Annotated in this window: 21 protein-coding genes; 13 read left to right on the top strand and 8 right to left on the bottom strand. The window is 61.5% G+C overall.

Annotated features, from left to right (window positions below; genetic code table 11):
• On the top strand, nucleotides 1–261 hold a 261-nt coding region (locus FEV51_RS10020), incomplete at its 5' end, for an IS3 family transposase (RefSeq protein WP_138615238.1).
• 26 nt (nucleotides 262–287) lie between these two features.
• Here the strand turns inward: FEV51_RS10020 and FEV51_RS10015 are convergent.
• Both FEV51_RS10015 and FEV51_RS13355 read right to left on the bottom strand, forming a co-directional pair.
• Nucleotides 288–602: a hypothetical protein gene (locus tag FEV51_RS10015; protein ID WP_138618499.1), complete on the bottom strand. Its 315-nt coding sequence runs from the start codon at nucleotides 600–602 to the stop codon at nucleotides 288–290.
• Nucleotides 603–874: 272 nt separating this feature from the next.
• Nucleotides 875–1,102, bottom strand: a complete 228-nt coding sequence (locus tag FEV51_RS13355; protein WP_246034525.1) for a hypothetical protein — start codon at nucleotides 1,100–1,102, stop codon at nucleotides 875–877.
• Between FEV51_RS13355 and FEV51_RS13350 the strand changes: the two genes are divergently transcribed.
• Nucleotides 1,101–1,478, top strand: coding sequence for a hypothetical protein (locus FEV51_RS13350; protein ID WP_342773747.1), 378 nt, complete (start codon nucleotides 1,101–1,103; stop codon nucleotides 1,476–1,478). The two genes, FEV51_RS13355 and FEV51_RS13350, sit on opposite strands and share 2 nt — an antisense overlap.
• A 48-nt stretch (nucleotides 1,479–1,526) precedes the next feature.
• Here FEV51_RS13350 and FEV51_RS10005 read toward each other — a convergent pair whose 3' ends face one another.
• Nucleotides 1,527–2,837: a sulfotransferase family protein gene (locus FEV51_RS10005; RefSeq protein ID WP_246034524.1), complete on the bottom strand. Its 1,311-nt coding sequence runs from the start codon at nucleotides 2,835–2,837 to the stop codon at nucleotides 1,527–1,529.
• Nucleotides 2,838–2,978: 141 nt separating this feature from the next.
• On the opposite strand from FEV51_RS10005, the gene serS reads away from it, so the two are divergent.
• From serS to FEV51_RS09990, 3 genes are read left to right on the top strand one after another with little or no spacing between them, the layout of a single operon-like run.
• Nucleotides 2,979–4,259 carry a serine--tRNA ligase gene (serS, locus tag FEV51_RS10000; protein WP_138618495.1) on the top strand — a complete coding sequence of 427 codons (1,281 nt, stop codon included), beginning with the start codon at nucleotides 2,979–2,981 and terminating at the stop codon, nucleotides 4,257–4,259.
• Nucleotides 4,259–5,023, top strand: a complete 765-nt coding sequence (gene surE / locus FEV51_RS09995) for a 5'/3'-nucleotidase SurE (protein WP_138618493.1) — start codon at nucleotides 4,259–4,261, stop codon at nucleotides 5,021–5,023. Before serS ends, surE begins: the two co-directional genes overlap by 1 nt.
• Nucleotides 5,020–6,126 carry a potassium channel family protein gene (locus FEV51_RS09990; protein WP_138618491.1) on the top strand — a complete coding sequence of 369 codons (1,107 nt, stop codon included), beginning with the start codon at nucleotides 5,020–5,022 and terminating at the stop codon, nucleotides 6,124–6,126. The genes surE and FEV51_RS09990 overlap by 4 nt, the downstream gene beginning before the upstream one ends.
• A 12-nt stretch (nucleotides 6,127–6,138) precedes the next feature.
• Here the strand turns inward: FEV51_RS09990 and FEV51_RS09985 are convergent, their stop codons facing one another.
• Nucleotides 6,139–6,549 carry a DUF1761 domain-containing protein gene (locus FEV51_RS09985; RefSeq protein ID WP_138618489.1) on the bottom strand — a complete coding sequence of 137 codons (411 nt, stop codon included), beginning with the start codon at nucleotides 6,547–6,549 and terminating at the stop codon, nucleotides 6,139–6,141.
• Nucleotides 6,550–6,624: 75 nt separating this feature from the next.
• Between FEV51_RS09985 and rimO the strand changes: the two genes are divergently transcribed.
• The 8 genes from rimO to FEV51_RS09945 all read left to right on the top strand — a co-directional run bounded on the left by rimO (nucleotide 6,625) and on the right by FEV51_RS09945 (nucleotide 17,304).
• Entirely contained in the window at nucleotides 6,625–7,995 is a 1,371-nt protein-coding gene (gene rimO, locus FEV51_RS09980; RefSeq protein ID WP_246034523.1) for a 30S ribosomal protein S12 methylthiotransferase RimO, read from the top strand.
• A 253-nt stretch (nucleotides 7,996–8,248) separates the two neighbouring features.
• On the top strand, nucleotides 8,249–10,606 hold the full coding sequence (locus tag FEV51_RS09975; protein WP_138618485.1) for an EAL domain-containing protein: 2,358 nt from the start codon (nucleotides 8,249–8,251) through the stop codon (nucleotides 10,604–10,606).
• A 235-nt stretch (nucleotides 10,607–10,841) separates the two neighbouring features.
• Nucleotides 10,842–11,645 (top strand): transglutaminase-like domain-containing protein, encoded by an 804-nt coding sequence (locus tag FEV51_RS09970; RefSeq protein WP_138618483.1) that lies wholly within the window; start codon nucleotides 10,842–10,844, stop codon nucleotides 11,643–11,645.
• A gap of 95 nt (nucleotides 11,646–11,740) precedes the next feature.
• The gene (zwf, locus tag FEV51_RS09965; protein ID WP_138618481.1) at nucleotides 11,741–13,183 is read left to right on the top strand and encodes a glucose-6-phosphate dehydrogenase; all 1,443 of its coding nucleotides are present in this window, start codon (nucleotides 11,741–11,743) and stop codon (nucleotides 13,181–13,183) included.
• Entirely contained in the window at nucleotides 13,176–14,990 is a 1,815-nt protein-coding gene (edd, locus tag FEV51_RS09960) for a phosphogluconate dehydratase (RefSeq protein ID WP_138618479.1), read from the top strand. The genes zwf and edd overlap by 8 nt, the downstream gene beginning before the upstream one ends.
• Complete coding sequence (gene glk / locus FEV51_RS09955; protein ID WP_138618477.1) at nucleotides 14,990–15,958, top strand: glucokinase; 969 nt, start codon at nucleotides 14,990–14,992, stop codon at nucleotides 15,956–15,958. Before edd ends, glk begins: the two co-directional genes overlap by 1 nt.
• A complete protein-coding gene (gene eda / locus FEV51_RS09950) occupies nucleotides 15,955–16,566 on the top strand; it encodes a bifunctional 4-hydroxy-2-oxoglutarate aldolase/2-dehydro-3-deoxy-phosphogluconate aldolase (protein WP_138618475.1) in 612 nt (203 codons plus the stop codon). Before glk ends, eda begins: the two co-directional genes overlap by 4 nt.
• Nucleotides 16,567–16,656: 90 nt before the next feature.
• A complete protein-coding gene (locus FEV51_RS09945; protein WP_246034522.1) occupies nucleotides 16,657–17,304 on the top strand; it encodes a L,D-transpeptidase family protein in 648 nt (215 codons plus the stop codon).
• A gap of 12 nt (nucleotides 17,305–17,316) precedes the next feature.
• Here the strand turns inward: FEV51_RS09945 and tilS are convergent, their stop codons facing one another.
• The 4 genes from tilS to ptsP form a co-directional block, all read right to left on the bottom strand.
• A complete protein-coding gene (gene tilS / locus FEV51_RS09940) occupies nucleotides 17,317–18,267 on the bottom strand; it encodes a tRNA lysidine(34) synthetase TilS (RefSeq protein WP_138618471.1) in 951 nt (316 codons plus the stop codon).
• A gap of 115 nt (nucleotides 18,268–18,382) precedes the next feature.
• Nucleotides 18,383–19,330, bottom strand: coding sequence for a tetratricopeptide repeat protein (locus tag FEV51_RS09935; protein WP_138618469.1), 948 nt, complete (start codon nucleotides 19,328–19,330; stop codon nucleotides 18,383–18,385).
• A gap of 100 nt (nucleotides 19,331–19,430) precedes the next feature.
• Nucleotides 19,431–20,285: a helix-turn-helix domain-containing protein gene (locus tag FEV51_RS09930; protein WP_138618467.1), complete on the bottom strand. Its 855-nt coding sequence runs from the start codon at nucleotides 20,283–20,285 to the stop codon at nucleotides 19,431–19,433.
• Nucleotides 20,286–20,444: 159 nt separating this feature from the next.
• Nucleotides 20,445–22,715: a phosphoenolpyruvate--protein phosphotransferase gene (ptsP, locus tag FEV51_RS09925; protein WP_138618465.1), complete on the bottom strand. Its 2,271-nt coding sequence runs from the start codon at nucleotides 22,713–22,715 to the stop codon at nucleotides 20,445–20,447.
• Nucleotides 22,716–22,782 lie beyond the last annotated feature (67 nt).

Genomic DNA, 22,782 nt, shown 5'->3' with positions numbered 1-22,782 from the left:
TCCTACGATTATCAAAAGATGCTGCAGGCTTACGGCCTGCGGCCATCGATGAGCGGCAAGGGTAATTGCTATGATAACGCCTCTGTCGAGACATTCTTCAAAAGCCTGAAGGCGGAACTAATCTGGCGGCAGAGCTGGCCAACACGGCGACAAGCCGAGGCCGCCATCTTCCAGTACATCAACGGGTTCTACAATACCCGCCGCCGCCATTCATATCTGGGCGGCATCAGCCCGCTCGCATTCGAAGCCAAAGTGGCATAATGAGATCAGTGACCGGCACAAAACCGTTACAAGTCCAGGTCAGAGAGCTCGACTTCGGAGGTTTCCATCTTGAGCAGCGTCTGTAGGTCCTTCGCCTGAGCCAAGCACATCTCCCCGAATACCGCGCTGGACAGGTCAGCGACCTTGTTCAGGAATATCTTGCGGCCATCGCCGTCGCCCACGTCGAATATCCGGTCATCGGGCCGCGACCATAGCTGCGAGGTCCCATTATCGGTGTTGAGCGCTTCGCGGCACAGGACCTCGAGCGACTTGCCCTTGAGCAACGTCGCATCCCCGGGCGTGAAGCGCCGATAGTGGACCATGTGGTAGGTGTTAGCCATCGTTCCCCCAATCAATTGGCAAGACTTTCCGGCCGTTATTGCCTGTGGCGGAGGAAATGCCAAGTAAACAGGACGAAGAGCCGGACCGATCACGGCAGCGGCGATTTACACAGCATAGGGGCTCACGTCGCTGTTCGCGCACCCGTAGCACAGGCGATGGTGCGGCCCCTCGCTCTCGATGGGCGTACGGCAGCGGAGGCAGGGCCGCGTCACCGTCTCCACCGGGTCGTCGAACACGTCCCGGCGCTTGCGGTAGTTTCGCGGCCGCTCGCTCACGCAACCTCGAGCATCGCCAGCATGGTGCCGAAGGCGCGCGATTGCTTCCTCGTCATCAGCCGCTTCGCGTCGTCCGTCCCCGGCGCATTGCGCAGCACGTCCACCCAGAGCTCCTTGCCCCGGTCGATACGGCACATCAGCCCAAACCAAGCCCCGAGCTCGGCCATCGACACCCCGAAGAGGCGCGCGAAGCGGCGCATCCAGAATACACCAGAATGGACCATGGCCGGAACGCTCGGCGCGAATGTGCCAGTGGGGAGCGGCGATCTCAATTTCAGCACCACAGTAAGCTATCGCAGCAAGACCAATCAGTTCGAAACCCCGAGCGCATATCTCGATCAGCCGGGATACGCTCTGGTGGACGCTTCACTGGTGTGGAGTTCCGCCAGCGATCGGTTCAGCCTTGGTGTGCATGGTCGCAATCTGACTGACAAGCGGTACATCACCTCGGGCTATCAGTTCGTGGCCACAAATCCCGATGGCACACCGATCCTCAATGCCGGTGGCCTGCCTTCACCCACGCTGGGTCTCGAAGGCATCGTGACAGCGTTCTACGGCAATCCGCGGCAGGTTTTCGCGACCGCAACGTTCAAATACTGAGTCTGAGATACGACTGGCGGCGGCGCAGCCTGGTGCGCGCGCCCCATATCACGCTTCAGTAGCGGCGCGAAGGTTGGCTCCGAAGGACAACGGCTGTTCCACTGGAACATCGAACGCGCGCACGTAATCGCCCAGCCGGTCGTAAACCTCGCCTTGGGTCAGGCCGAATTCTTCAAGGCTGTAGCGATGGGGGCGGCGCTTGAGGGCGGCAGCCTTCGCCAGATAGCTTTCCATCGCGGGCACGGCCGGGGCGATGTCGAAGCCCAGAAAGCGGTAAACCCGCTCCATCGTGCCGCGCCAGTCATTGTCCATCGCGTCAAACTGGACGTCGATCATCCGTTCTGCCGGGATATTCGCGCGGACGGCGCGCATCCGGTCGATCATCACTCCTGTCTTGCGCAGCCATTCGCGGCCCACTTCCTGCGCATCGGCATGATCCGAATAGATGATCGTCTGGTTCCACGCGAGCGAGGCGGCGCTGCCAACGATCTGCTGGGGATCGCGGTGCGTGAAGATCAGCCGTGCGTCTGGGAACACCTCGAGCAATGCAGGCAGGTCGAGCATATGCTGCGGGGTTTTCAGGATCCATGGCCGCAAGCTCGATTCCTGCTGTGACCAGCCGATCAGCCGCAGCAGATTGGCCATGTGGCGATAGGCGGGCACCGCGCTTTGCCCCTCGCACCAGCGGCCATAGGTGGGCACGCGCCATTGCGCCTCGTGCTTCATGCCCCACAGGCTGGCGACCAGCAGGCCCAGCTCCTCCTCGGGCTCATAGAGTCCGGTGGGATGGATCGAGAGTGTGCGCGGATTGGCCAGCCGGGCCACTTTCATGATCCGCGCGGCCAGCTTCGGGCGGAAATCCGCTTTGCGGCCCGCCATCACTTCTTCGAAATCGGGGCGCGGGACCGGGCTGATCGTTTCGAAACTGCGCAAATGCGCAAAGCGCGTATCGCTGGCCAGCAGCCGGTGAAGCCGCGTTGTACCCGACCGCATGGGCCCGACAATTATCACCGGGTTCCGGATCGGACGGGCAAGGATTTCAGGATGCCGTTTGAACCACATCTGCGCCAGCAAACGGTCGCGCAACACATGATGGAATTGCGCCGCAGCAGACCAATCGCCTGCCGCATTCAAGCGCGCTTCGGAACGGATGGAATCGAGCAGAACTTCCAACGGCCCCTCGAACCAGGGGTCGCCAAAATCGTCCAGCCTGGTCGCCTCGGCCGCTTTGGCGAGCATGGCGTCTTTTTCAAGATGCGCCCGATCAATGGCCCCGACCCGGCGTCCAGCACGGATGGCAGTGTCCAGCACATCGATAAACCGGGTCCGCCGTGGCGGCTGGATCGGGTCGGCTCGCAAGTCGGTTCTGCCCCTAAGTTGCCGTGGCGGGTGGAAAAGCTGCCTGTGCCTAACGCCCCGCCCGCACAGTCTCAACCCCGTTCACCGGCCCGTTGCCCAAGCCTCTGGTCAAGCGCGCGGCGAGAAGGCATAGCCCGCGCCATGCACGACATCGCCACTATCCGCGCCAATCCCGAAGACTTCGACACCGCCATAGCCCGGCGTGCTCTCGAGCCGGTTGCCAGCCGCATTCTCGCCCTCGACACCCAGCGCCGTGAAGCGCTGACCAAGGTGCAGGAGGCGCAGGGCCGCCGCAATGAAGCATCCAAGGCCATCGGTCAGGCAATGGGCCAGGGCGACAAGGACAAGGCCGAAGCTCTCAAGGCCGAAGTTGCCGAGATCAAGGCGGCAATGCCTCGATGGGAAGAGGCCGAGCGCAAGGCCGCCAGCGAGCTGGAAGATCTGCTCGCCGCGCTGCCCAATGCGCCTGCTAGCGACGTTCCCGCCGGTGAAGACGAAGCTGACAATGTCGAGATCGCACGCTGGAGCACCCCGCGTACCTTCGATTTCGCGGCGCAGGAGCACGCCGACATCGGCCCGGCGCTGGGCATGGATTTTGAAACCGGCGCAGCGATTTCCGGGGCGCGGTTCACCTTCCTGCGCGGCGGTATGGCGCGGCTGCACCGGGCGCTGGGCCAGTTTATGCTGGACCAGCAGACGGGCCAGAATGGCTACACCGAATGCGCCCCGCCCGTGCTTGTGCGTGACGAGGCGCTGTTTGGCACTGGTCAGCTGCCCAAGTTTGCCGAAGATCAGTTCAAAACCACCGATGGCCGCTGGCTGATCCCCACCGCCGAGGTCAGCCTGACCAATGCGGTGCGTGACCAGATCATCGACACCGCCAGGCTGCCGATGCGCCTCACCGCGTTGACGCCCTGCTTCCGGTCTGAAGCGGGTGCTGCGGGCCGCGATACGCGGGGGTTCATTCGCCAGCACCAGTTCGAAAAGGTCGAGCTGGTGTCGATCGTCCGGCCCGAGGATAGCGAAGCCGAGCATGAGCGGATGACTGAAGCCGCCGAAGGTATCCTGCAGGCGCTGAACCTGCCCTATCGCAAGATGCTGCTGTGCGCGGGTGATATGGGTTTCACGGCGCGCAAAACCTTTGACCTTGAGGTCTGGCTGCCCGGCCAGAGTGCCTATCGCGAGATTTCATCCTGCTCCAACACTGGTGATTTCCAGGCGCGCCGAATGAATGCGCGGTTCAAGCCTGAGGGCGAGAAGAAGACCGTTTTCGTGCACACGCTCAACGGCTCGGGACTGGCGGTCGGACGCACGCTGGTGGCTGTGCTGGAGAATTACCAGAACGCCGATGGCAGCGTCGATGTGCCAGATGTGCTCGCTCCCTATATGGGCGGCGTAACCCGGTTGGAGCCTGCCGCCTGATGCGCATTTTGCTGACCAATGACGATGGCATCCGCGCGCCGGGGCTGGTCGTGCTGGAGGAAATCGCGCGCCAGTTCAGCGACGATATCTGGATCTGCGCACCCGACGAGGAGCAATCGGGCATGGGCCATGCGCTCACGCTAACCCGCCCGATCCGGATGCGCCAGCATGACGAGCGGCGCTTTTCGGTCAGCGGCACGCCTACCGATGCCGTGACGATGGGACTGCGCAAAGCTCTGCCCGGCCCTCCCGATCTGATCCTGTCCGGCGTCAATCGCGGTGCCAATCTGGGCGATGATGTTACCTATTCAGGCACCGTCTCTGCCGCCATCGAAGGCGCATTGGCGGGTGTCCGTTCGATTGCGTTCAGCCAGGTCTATTCGCGGGAGGGACTGGGCGATGCGGTGCCCTTTGAGGCAGCGCGTGCATGGGGTGCCAAAGTGCTCGCCCCCTTGCTCGACACGCCGCTGCCCAGCCGCACATTGGTCAATGTCAATTTCCCGGCCCGTCCCGCAGCGGACGTCAAAGGCATCCGCATCGTGCGGCAGGGTTTCCACGACTATTCGCGCGGAACCGTCGTCGAAGGGCGTGACCCGCGCGGTTACAAATACTATTGGTTCGGTCTGGAAGCGATCGAGCACACGCTGGATCACGGAACCGATCTGGAGGCAATCGACGAGGGCTATGTGTCGGTAACGCCGTTACAACTTGACCTGACCCATCACGCCTCGCTTGGTGCAATGGCGGAACGCTTTGCCGAATGACGCTGCTCGGTGATATCACCAAGGCGCGGGCAAAGCGCATCAAGGCCAGCAACCCGGTGCAGACGCCGTTGCGGCGCGCGGTCCAGATTCCGGTCTGGGGCGATCTATTTATCCGGATCGGCCTGGCACTATCGCTGATCACGCTGGTGATCCTGATCCATTGGTGGGACCGCGAAGGCCTGGTCGACAACCTTGATGGCGATGTCAGCTTTCTGGATGTCGTCTATTTCACCATGATCTCGATCACCACCACCGGATTCGGCGATATCGCGCCGATTTCGGACCGGGCACGACTGGTGGAGGCGGTGATTGTTACGCCGGTCCGCTTTGCGGTCCTGTTTATCTTTGTAGGCACAGCCTACAACTTCCTGATCAAACGTACTTGGGAGAAATGGCGCATGACCCGAATTCAGGAACACTTGTGCGGCCATATCGTCGTACTCGGCTATGGTGTCTCGGGCTCCGAGACGGTTGCCGAGTTGATCGAACGCAGCACCGATCCTAGCTCGATCGTAGTGATCGACCCCAGCGAAGAGCGGCTGGCGGAGGCCGAACGGCTGGGCTGTAATGTCATGGTAGGTGACGCCACCCGCGATGAAACCCTGAAGGCGGTGCGTATTGAAGAGGCCGAAAACGTCCTCATCTCTGCTGGCCGTGACGACACAACTATCCTGATCACGCTGACCGCTCGCTCGTTGGCACCCAATGTACCAATCAGCGTGGTCGTGCGCGCCGATGACAATGAAATGCTCGCACGGCAGGCGGGCGCGAACAATGTCATCAACCCTGTACGGTTCACCGGTCTGTTGCTGGCTGGCAGCGCGAAGGGCGAACATATCGCCGAGTACCTGGCCGATCTCGCTTCGATTTCGGGACGCGTGCAATTGATCGAGCGGATCGTCGATGCTGAAGAGGCCGGACGCCCGATCTCCGAGCTTTCTACGGGGGGGCGCGGGCTGCGTGTATATCGCGGCGGCAAAGTGCTCGGCTTCTGGGAAGATGAATGCAGCATCCTGCAAGCAGGCGACGTGCTGGTCGAGATCATCCCGACCGTGAACGGTTCGACGCAGGGTGATGGCCACGATCGGGACGATACGGAGTAAGCCAAGCCGCGCTTACGGCAGGTAGGCGTGCACCACACCCATCGCGATGTAGAACAGCGCCCAATAGCCTGCATCGATGAAAAACAGCGCCTTGCTCTTTTGACTGAACAGATAGTTCGTCCCGATCGCCGGTATGATAAATCCCACCGCCACGCCCAGCGCGGTCATCACTTTGGCCATGACAGACAAATCCTGCGCGTAGCTGTCAAAGGTGTGCGCCAGCGTCCAACTCGCCAGCAGCGAGAACAGGAACGCGCCGCCATAGACCATGGCCATGTTTGCATTTTTCACCTGTTCCTCGGTCAGGCCGACCGCGCCCAGCCACTTCTTTCCCATGACCGGACCGTACCAGATGCCGCCGACGACAAAGCCAGCCAGCGCCGCCAGCACCACGGCCCACCAGTTCACTGCAAACAAGTTCATTGCAAACCTCCCCAACCCGCGACCCAGCGAAATGCTAGCGCAATCTTGCGCATGGGTGTAGGGGCGCGCGCAATCATGACTGCTGCAACAACTCTCCCTGACCAGAAAAAGGTCGGCATGGTCAGCCTCGGCTGCCCCAAGGCGCTGGTTGATTCCGAGCGGATTCTGACGCGCTTGCGCGCCGATGGCTATGCCATGAGCCCCGATTATGCGGGCGCCGATGTTGTGCTGGTCAACACCTGCGGCTTCCTCGATTCGGCGAAAGAAGAAAGTCTCGAGGCGATTGGCGAAGCGATTGCCGAAAACGGCCGGGTCATAGTAACCGGCTGCATGGGCGACGAGGCCGATGTGATCCGTGCGCGCTTCCCGCAAGTGCTCGCCGTGACCGGCGCGCATCAATATGAAGACGTGGTCGAAGCTGTGCATGAGGCTGCGCCGCCCAGCCAGGGCCCATATCTCGACCTGATTCCCCAGCCCGACGTCAAGCTGACCCCGCGCCATTACAGCTATCTGAAGATTTCTGAAGGCTGCAACCATTCCTGCGCATTCTGCATCATCCCGGATTTGCGTGGTAAGCTAGCCAGCCGCCGTATCGACGCAGTGCTGCGCGAGGCGGAGAAGCTGGTTGCCGCCGGCACTCGTGAATTGCTGGTGATCAGTCAGGACACCTCGGCCTATGGTGTCGACACCCGGCATGACGAACGCAGCTGGAAGGGCCGCCAGGTTCGCGCCCATATGACCGATCTGGCGCGTGAACTGGGCAAGTTACAGACGCCTGAGGGCGCTCCGCCTTGGGTGCGGCTGCATTATGTCTATCCCTATCCCCATGTCGACGCGGTGATCCCGTTGATGGCCGAGGAATTGCTGACGCCCTATCTCGATATTCCGTTCCAACACGCCAGCCCCAAGGTGCTGCGCGCCATGAAACGGCCCGCGAATGAGGCCAAGGTCCTTTCGCGGCTCAAGAACTGGCGCGAGATTTGCCCCGAGATCGCCATCCGCTCCAGCTTCGTGGTCGGCTTCCCGGGCGAGACAGAGGACGATTTCCGCTATCTGCTCGACTGGCTTGAAGAGGCGCAGCTGGACCGGGTCGGCGCATTCCGTTTCGAACCGGTCGAAGGGGCACAGGCCAACGCCCTACCCGATCAGGTGCCTGAAGCGATCAAAGAAGAACGCTACGCCCGGATCATGGAAGTGACCGAACGGATCTCGACGGCGAAGCTGGCCGGCAAAGTCGGCAAGACCATCCCGATTATCATCGACGAAGTTGGCGAGGCAGACGAGGACGGCGATATCGGCGCAACCGGCCGCAGTCAGGCCGACGCCCCGGAAATCGACGGTGCCGTCTATCTGCGCAATGTGCCCGACACGCTGTTGCCGGGCGCGATTGTCAACGCCGCGATCGAAGACGCCGACGAGCACGATTTGTTCGGAGTGGTCGCCTGATCGCGTCCGCTCGAGGATGTCGAACGCAGCGTTTACCTTCTCGCTCAATCATGCGCTGAACCGCTATGACATTGTGCAGCAATGATCTTTTCTTCGGCAGTTTGCGAAACCCGCAGCAAACCTTCGTCAATTCTTCGGGGTATTTCCTAAGCCCGGCTTAACCATCGGATGCCCCGCAAATCGGTCGGCGAAGGTAAAAACACGCGGCGGCGTCAAAACAATCTTAAACTTAATGACTGCATAAGAGCGGGTGATGGTTGACGTGCTCGCCCTTGGAAAACCCCTGCGCTCTGCGCTGTCCGACGGTATTGTCCGTATGGGCCGGAGGCTTGAGCGCTTGCAGCACATGTTGTTGGCAGCTGTGATCTCGCTGGCGATGATGGCAGTACTTATGCTGAGTCCGGTCGACCAGTTCCTTTGGCTGGTGCAGTCCAAAGTGGCCGCACACGACCCATCTGGCGACATCGTCTTCGTCGGCACCGATCGGGCGATGGGCGACCCGGAAACCGCACATCGCCGCAGTGAGCTTGCTGAGACGCTGCACGAATTGAATCGTCGCGGTGTCGGAAAAATCTATCTTGATCTGACATTCGAAAGTGCGAGTGACACCAAGAACGATGCAGCTCTTCGTAATGCAATCACCAGCCTTGGCCCGCGCATAGCAGTCGTGGACCGCCTCGAATATGACGTAGCCGCAAAGGCTCGGTTGCACAGGACGCTGGACTCCATCGCCGGCACTTCTGGCCGCGTACTGAGCGTTCGCAATCCGAACTATCTTGGTTTCGAATGGCAAGTCGACCACCGCAAGCGCGTTAATGGAATTGACTATCGCACGTTTGGCGCAGCTCTGGGCGGGGTAAATCCCGCCAGCCGCAGCCGTTACGAAATCGATTATGGCATCGATGTCACCAAGATTCCGAGTACCGAATTTCGCGCTCTGACGAGTAACAATAGCAAATCGGGCAACATCGACCTTGCGGGCAAGACGGTCGTAATTGGACGCGGGCGCCAATTGGCAGATGCTCTTGTGGCAATCCCCGGGCAGCACAGTGTCCCGTCCAGCTACGTTGCCATATATGCGGCGGAAACCTATAAAGCTGGCCGCACAAGGATCCTCGGATCTCTAGTAATCTTGCTCTACATTCTGTTTGGTCTGGTCACGACGATATTATTCGCCGGATCACGCAAGCACCGCCGCGTTGCTTATGCGTTGCTGGTGATCTCGCTTCCGCTCGGATTGTTCATGGCGGCAAAAGTCGGCGTTCGCGTCGAAATCGCCAATGCTTGCGCCATGTTGCTGATGTATGCCGTGTTTCGTTCGCGAGCGCGCTGGCAGCAACGGGTTGCATTGATCGATCAGGACACCGGACTGCCGACATTGCGCGCCTTGGGCATTTCCATGGCCCGTGAGGCTCATAAGGGCGGGCACGTCGTCATCGCCAAGGTGCATGGCTATGAACACGTGCTCCAGACGCTCAAGGTCGAAGACAAAGCTTCCTATGTCCTGCGCCTGACCGACCGGTTGCGCGCTGCCGACAAGGAACTGACAATCTATCTCGATGGTCACTTCCTTGGCTGGCATGTCGATGGCGACGATACCGATGCCCTGGTCGACCATCTTGAAGGCTTGCGCGCAATCTTTGCCGCTCCTGTCACTGTCCGAGGCCATACAGTCGATGTTGGAATCACCTTTGGCATTGCCCGCGTCGATGGGGCTGGCGACAACCTTATCCCGACTGCAATCGCTGCTGCTGAAGAGACGACCGAGGCATCGCTGCCAATCAAGGTTGCCGAAACAGGGTCCGAGCTCGACCTGCTGTGGGATATCTCCCTGCGCGCCCGAATTGACGAGGCGATGGAAGCCGGTGAGGTTTATTGCGTCTACCAGCCGAAAGTCGACATAACTGAAAATCGCATGATCGGGGTCGAGGCTCTGGTCCGTTGGCACGATCCCGCCAAGGGCTTCATCGCGCCGATGCATTTCATTCAGCAGTGCGAAAATGCCGGACGGATGGAACACCTCACCCGCTACGTCCTCCAGAGCGCCTGTACCGCTGCCAAATTGCTGCACTTCCGTGGGCAACCGATCACCATGTCGGTAAATATCTCGGCCACGCTGCTCAATGACATGCGGATCGTCGGCCTGGTACGCAATGTCCTGCAAGCCACCCAGTTCGACCCCAAGCATTTAATGCTCGAAGTAACAGAAACAGCACGGATCACAGATTTGAAGACGGCTGCCAGCATACTTCTGGAGCTCAAGGAACTTGGCACTCGTATTTCGATGGATGACTTCGGCGTCGGTGCAGCCAATTTCGAAACCTTTTACGAGCTGCCGTTCGACGAAATCAAGATCGACCGACTGTTCATTTCCAATGCCGCTACGAGCCGCAAAGCACACGCCATCGCTGCCAGCATCGTCGCCATGGGTAATGAAGCGCGAATCAGTGTGGTAGCTGAAGGGGTTGAGGATCCTCGTGACCTTGGAATGCTGCGCGATATGGGCTGTTCTGAGGTACAGGGCTACGCGTTATCGCGCCCCATTTCCTTAGCTAAACTGTTGGAATTCAATGCAAATGCCTCTGACGACAAGTTAACAGGTATAGTTTAGACTTTACAAACAGGCATGGTTAACAGAATAATGGCTCCTGAACACAACAGGAGGCTTTGTCATGTGGGATATGTGGAAGTGGCTTCTCGGTTGACCTAAAGGTCACCGTTTGGTCCTATAACCGAACAATAAGGGGCTCGCTTGCGGGCCCCTTTTTCGTGGCCGTGGCACTCCTCACAAAAAGACTTCTCGGCATGGCGAAACGGAACCGCACTCTGGTGCGTTAGACCGCCACATGGCCCTTTTGATTGAAACCCGCTTCGTCTTCACCCTCGACCAGCCGACTGATGTCCTGCTGCAGTTCGAGGCCGCTGCCCTGCCCGAGCAGCGTATCCTGTCATCCAGCACGCAAATGTCCGACAGCGAGCATTGCGCGCGGGTTGCTGCTCAGGACGATATCGGCGAGCGTCTGTGGATCCGCGCCAACGGCAGCTTCGCGGTCGATTACCGCGCAGAAGTGGAAACGCAGCGCCAGATCGCCGATCTCAGCGCGCTGACCCGCCTGCAACCACATGATATGCCTGGCGAGGCGGTCCAATATCTGTTCGACAGCCGCTATTGCACCGCAGATAAGTTCCAGCCCTTCGCCGATGCCGAGTTTGGCGGGACCGACGGCGGGGCTCGCATAGAAGCCATCCGCAGCTGGATCGCCAACAATTTTACCTATCAGCCCGGCGTCTCCGATGCCCGCACCACAGCGCTGGACAGCTTTGTCGAACGACGCGGCATCTGCCGTGATTATGCGCATGTGCTGGTCACGCTGGCCCGCGCCAGCACTATCCCTGCCCGCTTCGTGTCATGTTATGCGCCCGACGTCGAGCCGCAGGATTTTCATGCAGTCGCCGAGGTTTTTCTGACCGATCCGGAAACTCAAGGCGGCGGCACGTGGCAATTGGTCGATGCCACTGGAATGGCCAACCCTGCCGAAACGGTAAAAATCGGCGTTGGCCGCGACGCTGCCGATGTCAGCTTCCTGACCAGTTTCGGCGCCAGTTCCTTTGGCGACAAGACCGTATCGGTAACGCGCACTGGCAGCTGAAACATGAATAGGAATGCGGCGCACTGGCAACCCCTGCCCCGCACTGGTAACCGACCAAAAACGAAGGGATGAGTTATGGGCGGAGCGTTGCGGGCATGAGTTTTACGGCCGACCGCCTGTTGTTGTTTGGCGCCACTGGCGATCTTGCCCAACGTATGCTGCTGCCCTCGCTATGCGCGCTGGATGCCGATGGCCTGCTCTCGGACGATCTGCGGATCGTTGGCACCGCCCGCTCGCAGATGAGCACTGCCGAATACCGGCAATTCGCGCGTCAGGCGCTGGAGAAGTTCCTCCCCGCCGATCGCCGCGGCGGCCTTGCCACTTTTCTCAACCGGATCAGCTATGTCGCGGTCGATGCCACCACTATCGAGGGCTATGACGAGTTGGCAACGGCGGTTGGCAATTATGACAACGGCCTCGCCATTTTCCTGTCGACTGCGCCCAGCCTGTTCGAAGCGACGATTGCCGGGCTTGATCACGCCGGTCTGACCAAGGGCAATGTCCGCATCGGTCTGGAGAAGCCGCTCGGCACCAGTCTGGAAACCAGCCAGGAAATCAACGACGCAGTGGCCCGCGCCTTTAGCGAGGACCGGATTTTCCGCATCGACCATTATCTGGGCAAGGAGACAGTCCAGAACTTGCTCGCATTGCGGTTTGCCAATCTGCTGTTCGAACCGATCTGGAACGCCAAATATATCGACCACGTGCAGATCACCGTCGCCGAGACCGTCGGGCTGGAAGGGCGCGTTGCCTTTTATGATGATGCCGGGGCGCTGCGCGACATGGTTCAGAACCATATGCTGCAATTGTTGGCGCTGGTGGCGATGGAGCCGCCCACCAGCTTCGACGCCACATCGGTGCGCGATGAAAAAGTGAAGGTGCTGCGCGCCTTGCGCGAAGTGGGCGATGCGGAGACGGTCACCGGCCAATACCGCGCCGGTGCGGTGTCAGGCGCCGCAGTGCCCGGTTACGATGACGAGCTTGGCAAGGATTCTTCCACCGAGACTTTTGTGGCGATCAAGGCCCATGTCGATAACTGGCGCTGGAAAGGCGTGCCGTTCTACCTGCGGACAGGCAAGCGCCTACCCGAGCGCGTTACCGAAATCGTGATCCAGTTCCGCTGCATCCCGCATTCGATCTTCGCAGGGCGCGGCGCCACCACCAAGCCCAACCGGTTGGTGATCGGTATCCAGCCTGAAGAAAACGTCCAGCTGTCAATGATGGCCAAAGTGCCGGGTCTCGACCGCGAAGGGTTGCGGCTGCGCTCCGTTCCGCTGGATATCGCCATGCCAGATGCCTTTTCCGGCACTGTGCGCCGGATCGCATACGAACGGCTGCTGCTGGACCTTGTAGAGGGTGACCAGACCCTGTTCGTGCGCCGTGACGAGGTTGAGGCGCAGTGGGAATGGATCGACGCCATACGCGCGCTGTGGGCGGAAGCAGGCATCACGCCTAAGCCATATGGCGCGGGCAGCTGGGGGCCCAGCGCCGCCATTGCGTTGGCCGAACGCGACGGAGTGAGCTGGCACGATGAGTAAGTCGCTGAACGATACGATCCACAGGGTTACTCAGCGTGTGATCGACAATTCGCGTGACCGCCGCGCTGCTTATCTGGCGCTGACCGACCGCGAGGCCGAACGGCAGGTCGACAGGTATGGCCTGTCGTGTTCAAACCTTGCCCACGCCTTTGCGGGTGCCGAAGACGATCAGGCGGCGATCAAGGCGGCGGGCGGCCCCAACCTCGGTATCGTCACCGCTTACAATGACATGCTGTCCGCACATCAGCCGTATCACCGCTATCCCGAGCGTATGAAAATCTGGGCGCGCGAAGTGGGGGCCACTGTCCAGGTGGCAGGCGGCACACCAGCAATGTGCGACGGCGTGACGCAGGGCCAGGACGGCATGGAGCTGTCGCTGTTCAGCCGTGATGCGATTGCGCTGTCCACTGTGGTGGCGCTGAGCCATGCAATGTTCAACGGCGTTGCCCTGCTGGGGATTTGCGACAAGATTGTCCCCGGCTTGCTAATGGGCGCGCTGCGTTTCGGTCATTTGCCAGCAATTTTCGTGCCTTCCGGCCCGATGGGCACAGGCATTTCGAACGCTGAAAAGCAGCGGGTCCGCCAGCTCTATGCAGAGGGCAAGGTGGGCCGCGAGGAATTGCTCGCCAGCGAAAGTGCCAGCTATCACTCGCCCGGCACCTGTACATTCTATGGCACCGCCAATTCCAATCAGATGATGATGGAGATGATGGGACTGCATGTGCCCGGCGCGGCGTTTGTGCCGCCGGGGGCCAAGCTGCGCCAGGAATTGACCCGCAGCGCCACACACCGGCTGGCCGCAATTGGCAAGGATGGCGGCGATTTTCGCCCGCTGGCCCGTGTCGTCGATGAGAAGGCGATTATCAATGCAGCCATCGGCCTGCTGGCAACCGGCGGCTCCACCAATCACGCGATCCATCTGCCTGCCATGGCACGGTCCGCAGGGATCGCTTTCGACTGGAGCGATCTGGCCGAACTTTCGTCCGCCGTCCCGCTGATTGCGCGGGTCTATCCCAATGGCGCGGGCGATGTGAACCATTTCCACGATGCGGGCGGCATGGGTTTTGTCATCGGCGCGCTGCTCGATGAAGGATTGGCGCACGCAGATATCCTGACCGTCTGGGACGGCGGCTTCGCGGCCTATTCACGCGAACCCGGCATGGAAGATGACACGCTGACCTGGCGCGATCCGGGGCCAAGCGGTGATGCCGAAATGCTGCGCCCGGCCGCCGAACCCTTCCAGCCCGATGGCGGCATGCGACTGGTCGAAGGCAATCTGGGCCGCGCCTGTTTCAAGGCCAGCGCGGTGGGCGAAGAACGCTACACGGTAGAAGCCCCGGCGCGGGTGTTCGAGAATCAGTCCTCGGTCAACGAGGCTTTCACTCGCGGTGAGTTGGATCAGGACGTGATCGTGGTGGTTCGCTTTCAGGGGCCGCGCGCCAATGGGATGCCGGAATTGCACAAGCTGACCCCCGCACTCGGCGTGCTGCAAGATCGCGGATACCGCGTGGCGCTGGTTACAGACGGGCGGATGTCGGGCGCCAGTGGCAAGGTCCCGGCGGCCATTCACTGCACCCCAGAGGCGCTTGGCGGCGGCCCGCTGGCGCGCTTGCGTGATGGCGACATTATCAGGCTGTGCGCCAAGACGGGAACGCTGACGACGCCAGCCGATCTGGCAGCGCGCGACCCGGCTCCCGATCCGCGCCCCGATATGGGTATGGGCCGCGAATTGTTCGCCATGTTCCGCGCCAATGCGGACGGTGCAGAGCAGGGCGCATCCTCGATGCTTGCGATGGCAGGTCTGTGATGGAGCTGGTCACAGTCGATATCGGCGGCACCCATGCCCGCTTTGCGATTGCCACCGTGGCGGATGACGGCAGCATTTCGCTGGGCGAGCCCGACACCCTGCACACCTCCGATCATGCCAGTTTCCAAACCGCGTGGCAGGATTTCCGCGAACGCCGGGGCGGTAGCCTGCCCCCGCGCGTGGCGATGGCGATTGCGGGTCCGGTAGGCGGGGACATTATCCGCTTCACCAACAATCCTTGGATCATCCGCCCGGCGATGGTGAAATCGAAGCTGGGCGTGGAGGCGTACACCATCGTCAATGATTTCGCGGCGGTGGCGCATGCCGTGGCGCGCGCGCCGGAGGAACAATTCCTTCATCTGACCGGACCGGACCAGCCGCTTGCCAGCGAAGGCACAATCAGCGTGCTTGGCCCTGGCACCGGGCTGGGCGTGGCGCATCTGTGGCGTTCAGGCAGGGATTACCGCGTGCAGGCGACCGAGGGCGGACATATCGATTTCGCCCCGCTCGACTCTATCGAGGATGCCATTCTTGCCCGGCTAAGAAGACGTCACAACCGCGTATCGATCGAACGCGTGGTCGCCGGGCCAGCCATTACCGACATTTACCAGACGCTTGCCGCGATGGAGGGGCGCAAGACCCGCGATGAAGACGATGTCGCGATCTGGACGCGCGGGATGGCAGACAGCGACAGCCTCGCCGCCGCCGCAGTCGACCGCTTCTGCCTGTCCCTGGGCAGTGTCGCGGGAGATATAGCGCTGGCTCAGGGCGGGCTTGGCGGTGTGGTGATCGCAGGCGGGCTGGGTTACCGGTTGCGCGATACCCTGCTCACTTCCGGCTTTGCCGAACGCTTCCGCGCCAAGGGCCGGTTCGAATCGCTGATGGCGCAAATTCCGGTGAAATTGATCGTCCATCCACAGCCGGGCCTGTTCGGCGCCGCCGCCGCCTTTGCAAGAGAGCACGCATGACCATCGAAGAAATCATGAAAACCGCGCCGGTTATCCCGGTCATCGTTGTCGATGATGTAGCCCATGCCCAGCCGCTGGCGCGCGCACTGGTCGCAGGCGGGCTGCGGGTGCTCGAAGTAACTCTGCGCACCCCCTGCGCGCTCGAAGCGATCCGCGCGATGAAAGCAGTTGATGGCGCTATCATCGGCGCGGGTACCGTTACGAACGAAGCGGAATTGCAGGCCGCACTGGATGCGGGCAGCGAGTTTATCGTTTCACCCGGCTTGACCGAACCACTGGGCCGCGCTGCCTTGCGCGAAGGCGTGCCATTCCTGCCCGGTATCGCCAATGCCGGGGACATCATGCGCGGGCTGGATCTGGGGCTCACGCAGTTTAAGTTTTTCCCGGCGATGGCGGCTGGGGGCCTGCCCGCGCTCAAGGCGCTCGCCGCGCCGTTTGGCCAGTGCCAGTTCTGCCCCACAGGCGGCATTGGTGTCGACACCGCGTCCGAATGGCTGGCCTTTGATCCGGTGCTGTGTGTTGGCGGCAGTTGGGTCGCCCCCCGCGGCGCACCCGATGTCGCCGCCGTAGAGCGTACCGCGCGCGAAGCAGCACAGCTCGCGCGTTAATCCGCTAGGGCGGTCTGTGCCCCTGTGGGACGCAGCAGGCGGCGTGACTGGCGCAAATAGGCTTCGTCCCCTATATTGCTAGCTATGGATGTGATCTTGAAATGGATCGGCGGGGCTACCGTCGCAGTCGCATTGGTGCTGACCGGCGTCGCCATCGGCGGCTCTGCGCTGGCCGAAGGCGAGGGACTGACGCCTGCCATACAAGCCACGCCGCCCGCCCCGGCTTTTCAGCCGGAAGGCGCAATTGCTGCCAAGATCGCCGCCGATGCTCGCCGTCCCTTCACCGTGCGCCGTGTGCTGCCAATCGAAGGTCCGATCAAATATGGCGAATGGCACTGGGATGATGAGGGTGTCCCTGATGGCCCCTTGGTAATCACAGTCGATTTGCAGGCGCGCGTGATCTCGGTCTTTCAGGGTGGCTATGAAATCGGCGCGGCGGCAGTGATGCTCGGGACTGACGAGCATCCGACCCCCGTTGGCAAGTTCCCGATCCTGACCAAGGAACGGCATAATGTCTCCGAGAAATACGGCAATGCGCCAATGCCCTGGACGCTGCGGTTGACCTGGGACGGGATTGCAATCCACGGCGGCACCGAGGTCGAGAACGGCTATGCCAGCCACGGCTGTGTCGGCATTCCCGATGAGCTGGCCAAGCGCGTGTTCGCTATCGCCAAGAAGGGCGATATGGTCGTTGTGACGGATGGCAAATCGGTCGGGCTTGGCGACTCGATTATCTGACCCCTTGCGGCGTTAATGCGTTGTCCTGGCCGGTTCTGGATGAAAGCGCCACACCCGCACTGAAACCGGCCCCTCGGGTTCCTCAAACTCGTCTGCTGGCCCCGGCCCCGGCGCTGGTTCGCGCTCCATTTCTTCAGTCGTCGGCACCGCCAGAATTCCGCCCAGCGAGGCGTTGTGCCCAGCAAACAGCCGGTCATGCAGACGCCCGATTTCCGACCGTGTGGCCGCGCTGCCCATTTCGGCAATAATGAGCCGGATCACTTCGATATTCAGCAGCCGCGTGCCTTCGGGGAAGAAGCGGAAACCCGGTCCTTCGGGGAACACGCAATCGTTCCAGAACTCCTCGACCATCCAGCCGATCGTCTCCTGCGCCTCGGCCAGCAGATGCGCGCTTTGCGCTATCGCCAGCGGGTCGAGCCAGTCGCTGGTCGCCAAGGCCCTGCGAATGCGCACCCGGTCGAAACTCTCGTTTTCGTTGGAGGGATCGCTTGCCGGTTCCACACCCGCATCCGCGCAGACCTTCTCCAACTCGCTCTTGCGCCAGTTCAGCAATGGCCGCACCAGTCGGATCGCATCGGTCAGCAACGCCAGCCCGCGCACTCCGGCGAGGCCCGCCATCCCGCTGCCGCGATTAAGCCGCATGACCAGCGTTTCCGCCTGATCATCAGCATGGTGCGCGGTCAAAATGGCGTCGATTGCCTGCTCGTCCGCCCATTCCGCCAGAGCTGTATAGCGCGCCTTGCGAGCCCGCGCCTGAAGATTACCGCGCTCGACCTCGACCGGCAAAATGCGGTGCGCGATGCCCAGCTTTTCGCACAGCGAAGCGACCATTGCCGCCTCATCCGCGCTTTCGGGACGCAAACCGTGATCGACAGTGGCCGCCTGCACCTGACCGGGCAGCGCGGCATGGGCCAGCAGCAGCAGTGCGAGACTGTCAGGACCGCCCGACACCGCGATGCCCAATTGCGTTCCGAAAATCTCGGCATCGGGCCAGACGCTGGCCAGATCGGCGCGGAAACGGGCGATCAGCCCCGGATCGGGAGCACCCGGATTGCGCGGTGCCGGGTCCAGCGGCTTCTCAATTGCACTTCACCTTGCGACGATCCGTTTCATACTGACCTTGCAACCGTCCGGCGGCGAGCGCGGGATAGGTTTCGCCAAACTCCGCCAGCGCGATGCAAGCGCGGCCAGTGTCTTTCAGCTCGATCATCGCTTCTGCAAGATACAACAGGCTGTCACCGGCCCGTTCGCCCGATTTGTTGGACTGGTAGTTCTTGAGGAACCAAGGTGCTGCCTCGCGCGCCTTGCCATCATCAAGATAGGCCCGGCCCAGCAAATTGCGCGCATAGCTCAACCGCCAATGGCTCGGATATTTTTCGACAAACATGGTCAACGCCTGCTGCGCCTCTGGGTGGAAGCCCGCGTCCCACAGGCGGTAGCCATAGGAATATTCGTCATCGCCAGCATCGTCAGTCTGCGGCTTGGCAATCGCCTGCACTGCGGCAACGCGGTCAGCGCTGGGGCCGGAGCTGGCTGGCACAGCGCGCGCTGCAGGGGCTTCCACCACAGCGATGCGAGCGGCGGGCGTGGTCACTGTCACAGCAGGTGTGGTGGCCGGAACCGAGGTGCTAGCCGAAAGATCGACGTTGCCGCTTGTCCCAGAACCTTCGAGCATATCAACCCGTTCGCTCAGCAACCGCATGGCATTGCCATTTTCTTCGTAATTCGAAGTCAGCCGCTGAATCTGCATTTCCAATGCATCGAGCCGCGCCAGAATATCGGTCACCGCTGTCGTCGATGAGCCGTTGGCGGATGGCCGAGTGGTTTGCGGGGCGGAAATTTCAGCTTCGAAATAGCGCCCGTCACTTCCCGGGAAGACCTTGCGCTGCAAAGCGCGTACTTCGCCTTCAAGCTTGCGCAGGCGTGCTTCGTCATTGCCGTCCTGTGCCAGTGTGGGGGTTCCAGCGGTGAGTACGGCCAAGGCCATGCTCCCGATAGCAAATCCGCGTGCGGTGCGTCCGATCATGCTCGGCAAATCTCCAGATCGAATAAGGTAAAGGTTAACCTGCCGTAACACCCCCAAACTGTCGAGGGGATGAAGCAGGTTTTCCTATTCAAAAGCTGACTTAACCGGCGGGAGCTGTCCGAGCCGCCGGTGGCGTGGTGGGAGCAGCGGTGCTGCGCGCCGGGGCTGGCCGTGATGCCAGAGCCTGCGCAGTTACCGGGATATCTTTCATGATGACATCTTCTTCGGACAGCTTGGGCACCGTTTTGCCGCCGACCGTTATCGCCAGCGCATAGGGCCGCCCCGTCCAGACCTGCGGCCCTTCGGCATCGGCGGGAATGGTGAAGCTGTCACCCTTGGCCATCTGCGCTTCGTACAAGCGCTCGCCCTTGGCATCGTAGAATTTGACCCAGGTGTCATCCATCAGGCTGGTGAAAACCACTGGCCCGCTGGCCGCGACAGGAGTCGCCGCTCCGGCTGCCGCGCCGTTTTTGGCAGGAGCCTTGGCCGCTAGAGGAGTTTCCTCGGTCAGCGGAGCAGGGCCGAGGCCGGGGGCCAGATAGCTGCTGTAGAACGCGTAGACGCCGCCCATCAGCAGAATCGCGGCCAGCACGGCAAACCATGCCAGACCGCGGCTGGGCACGCGGGCGGGATCACCGGGTTCGAATTTCGCCGTTCCTGCAACGCCGTTACCCGGCGTACCCTCGGCCAGTTCGGCGCGGACCTGATCAACCACGTCGCGCTCGTCCAGCCCAACCATGCGGGCATAGGTGCGGGCAAATCCGATGGCATAGGTGCGCGATGGCAGTTCGGCATAATGGCCCGCTTCGATCGCGACGAGATGGCGGTGCGGGATACGGGTCTCGGCAGCAACCTGGCTCAGCTCATAGCCAGCCTCCTGCCGAGCCAAGCGCAGCCGGTCACCCACCCGATCCGAAGGTGTAGCGGTTTCTTCGACGATGTCGTCCTGTTCCATGCGGTCCCCGGATTTCGGCCCTGCGGGTCATGCCCGCACTATTTTTTGGTTGCCCGCCAAAAGCGGTGCGGCGCGGCTGCTGTCAAGCGGTGTCAGCATAGCACATTCACCGCAAACCGGCCAACCGACTGTTTTGCGCGGCAAAGCCACGCTGAAAGATCAATCGGTGTCGATTTCGCGCTCCGCCGCCCAACCCTGCAATGCCGCACGCATATTGGGCGGGGGGCGCAGCAGCCATTCGGTCATCTGCGTGGTGATTTCCTCAAGGTCGACCTTGCGCACCAGTTCCTTGATCGGCCCGACCGCCGCCGGAGTGATCGACAAGCGGCGATAACCGATGCCCAGCAGCGCCAACGCTTCCAGCCGCCGTCCGCCCATTTCCCCGCACACTGCCAGATCGACCTTGTGCCCCACCACCCCTTGTGAAACCCGCGCCAGAAAGCGCAGGATCGCCGGGCTCAGCCAATCATAGCGTTCGGCAAGCTTGGGATTGGCGCGGTCGGCAGCGAACAGGAATTGCGTCAGATCATTGGTACCAACCGATATGAAGGACGCCCGCTCGACCATCTGCTCCATCACCTCCGCCAGCGCGGGGACTTCGAGCATGCAGCCGTAATTGATCACTTCGGGCACCAGCTTGCGCCGTCCTCGCAAATATTCCAGCTGTCCTTCGAACACCGCCCGGGCATCATCGAACTCCCACGGTTCGGACACCATCGGGAACATCACATTCAGCGTGCGCCCCGCCGCCGCTTCCAGCAATGCACGCGCTTGTGATTTGAGCAAGCCTTCGCGCTCCAACGCCAGCCGCAATGCGCGCCAACCCAGCGCCGGGTTCTCGTCCCGCTCGGCAATGGCGGAATTGAGATAAGGCACCGCCTTGTCGCCGCCGATATCGACTGTGCGAAAGATCACCGGCTTGTCGCCCGCTGCATCCAGCACGTCGCGATACAACCGGGTCTGGCGCTCGCGCTGCGGCAGGGTTGATGACACTAGGAATTGAAACTCGGTACGGAACAGGCCCACGCCGTCAGCCCCGCTAAGCGGCAATGTGCTCATATCGTCGCGCAGCCCGGCGTTCATCATCACCGTGATGCGCGTGCCGCAGCGGGTGAAGGGTTCGACATCACGCAATTCGGCATAGGCAGCCTGCCGTTCGCGGCTCTTGGCGAAACGCGCATCAAAGGCATTGAGCATCTGTTGCGAGGGGCGCAGCGTCACCGTGCCTTTGTCCGCATCGACCAGTATGGAATCGCCTTCGCTGACCTGCGCGCGCACATTGGAAACGCGGCCCAGCACCGGAATACCCATCGCCCGCGCCACAATCACGACATGCGCGGTCAGCGATCCTTCCTCCAGAACCACGCCCTTAAGCCGCCGCCGATCATATTCGAGCAGTTCGGCCGGCCCCAGATTGCGCGCAATCAGGATGGCATCACGCCGCAATCCCTGCGACGCGGCAGTGCTCATCTGGCCCGATACGATCCGCAGCAGGCGGTTCGAAAGATCCTCCAGATCGTGCATCCGGTCAGCCAGCAAGGGATCGTCAATCTCGCGCATCCGCATCCGGGTGCGTTGCTGAACACGCTCAATCGCGGCCTCAGCGGTCAGCCCGCTGTCGATCGCTTCATTGATACGGCGGCTCCAGCCTTCATCATATGCAAACATCCGATAGGTTTCGAGCACATCGTCATGGTCGCCGCCCTTGCCGAATTCAGGCTCTTTTCCCATCGTGTCGATCTGTTCGCGCATCTTGTCGAAGGCGCGGTAAACCCGCTGGCGCTCCGCCTCGGTATCCTCGGCCACGACCTGATCGATTTGGATGCGCGGCTGGTGGAACACTGCCTGCCCGGCGGCGAGGCCTTTCACCAGCACCAGACCTTCCAGCACATCCGCTTCGACGTGCGCAGCCTCAAGCTCAATCTGCTCCTGATCGTCGACCAGTTCCTTGTGGGCGATCAGTTCGGACAGGATCATGGCGGTGGTTTGCAGCGCCTCGATCTCGACTTCTTCATAGCGGCGCGGGTCGACATGCTGGACGCACAGCACGCCCACCGCGCGTTCACGATAGACAATCGGAACCCCGGCGAAGGAGTGGAATTTTTCTTCCCCTGTCTCGGGCCGATATTCAAAATCGGGATGCGCCTTGGCCTCGGCCAAATTCAGCGTTTCGATATTGCCTGCGATCTTGCCCGTCAGCCCCTCGCCCACCATCATGCGGGTGACGTGGACCGCCTCGGGGTTCAGGCCGCGCGTGGCATAGAGTTCCAATGCGCCCTCACGCAGCAGATAGATCGAGCAGACCTCGCTATCGAGGCTCTCGCCGATAATTTCGACAACCCGGTCCAGCTTGTACTGGGCGTGGGTACGCCGGGCCATGACCTCGTGCAATTGCGTGAGAATCTGGCGAGCGGATGCAGCAGCGGTCATGCCGCAAGGCTATAGCAAAAAAGCAGGTTTGCGGAAGCGGCACGAACACGCGCCGCTTCACGCAGAG

The organism is Qipengyuania marisflavi (assembly GCF_005884405.1).
GTDB classification, from domain to species: Bacteria; Pseudomonadota; Alphaproteobacteria; order Sphingomonadales; family Sphingomonadaceae; genus Qipengyuania; species Qipengyuania marisflavi.
The sequence above is the reverse complement of the archived record's forward strand: the minus strand, read 5'-3'. Positions and strand labels throughout refer to the sequence as shown.

Coding starts and splice junctions, on each gene's coding strand:
- zwf (WP_138618481.1), top strand. CDS start 11,741: ATGAGTTTTACGGCCGACCGCCTGTTGTTGTTTGGCGCCACTGGCGAT.
- FEV51_RS13350 (WP_342773747.1), top strand. CDS start 1,101: ATGGCCGGAACGCTCGGCGCGAATGTGCCAGTGGGGAGCGGCGATCTC.
- FEV51_RS10015 (WP_138618499.1), bottom strand. CDS start 602: ATGGCTAACACCTACCACATGGTCCACTATCGGCGCTTCACGCCCGGG.
- FEV51_RS09975 (WP_138618485.1), top strand. CDS start 8,249: ATGGTTGACGTGCTCGCCCTTGGAAAACCCCTGCGCTCTGCGCTGTCC.
- ptsP (WP_138618465.1), bottom strand. CDS start 22,715: ATGACCGCTGCTGCATCCGCTCGCCAGATTCTCACGCAATTGCACGAG.
- serS (WP_138618495.1), top strand. CDS start 2,979: ATGCACGACATCGCCACTATCCGCGCCAATCCCGAAGACTTCGACACC.
- rimO (WP_246034523.1), top strand. CDS start 6,625: ATGACTGCTGCAACAACTCTCCCTGACCAGAAAAAGGTCGGCATGGTC.
- edd (WP_138618479.1), top strand. CDS start 13,176: ATGAGTAAGTCGCTGAACGATACGATCCACAGGGTTACTCAGCGTGTG.
- FEV51_RS09970 (WP_138618483.1), top strand. CDS start 10,842: ATGGCCCTTTTGATTGAAACCCGCTTCGTCTTCACCCTCGACCAGCCG.
- surE (WP_138618493.1), top strand. CDS start 4,259: ATGCGCATTTTGCTGACCAATGACGATGGCATCCGCGCGCCGGGGCTG.
- FEV51_RS09985 (WP_138618489.1), bottom strand. CDS start 6,549: ATGAACTTGTTTGCAGTGAACTGGTGGGCCGTGGTGCTGGCGGCGCTG.
- FEV51_RS09935 (WP_138618469.1), bottom strand. CDS start 19,330: ATGATCGGACGCACCGCACGCGGATTTGCTATCGGGAGCATGGCCTTG.
- FEV51_RS13355 (WP_246034525.1), bottom strand. CDS start 1,102: ATGGTCCATTCTGGTGTATTCTGGATGCGCCGCTTCGCGCGCCTCTTC.
- FEV51_RS09990 (WP_138618491.1), top strand. CDS start 5,020: ATGACGCTGCTCGGTGATATCACCAAGGCGCGGGCAAAGCGCATCAAG.
- glk (WP_138618477.1), top strand. CDS start 14,990: ATGGAGCTGGTCACAGTCGATATCGGCGGCACCCATGCCCGCTTTGCG.
- FEV51_RS09930 (WP_138618467.1), bottom strand. CDS start 20,285: ATGGAACAGGACGACATCGTCGAAGAAACCGCTACACCTTCGGATCGG.
- eda (WP_138618475.1), top strand. CDS start 15,955: ATGACCATCGAAGAAATCATGAAAACCGCGCCGGTTATCCCGGTCATC.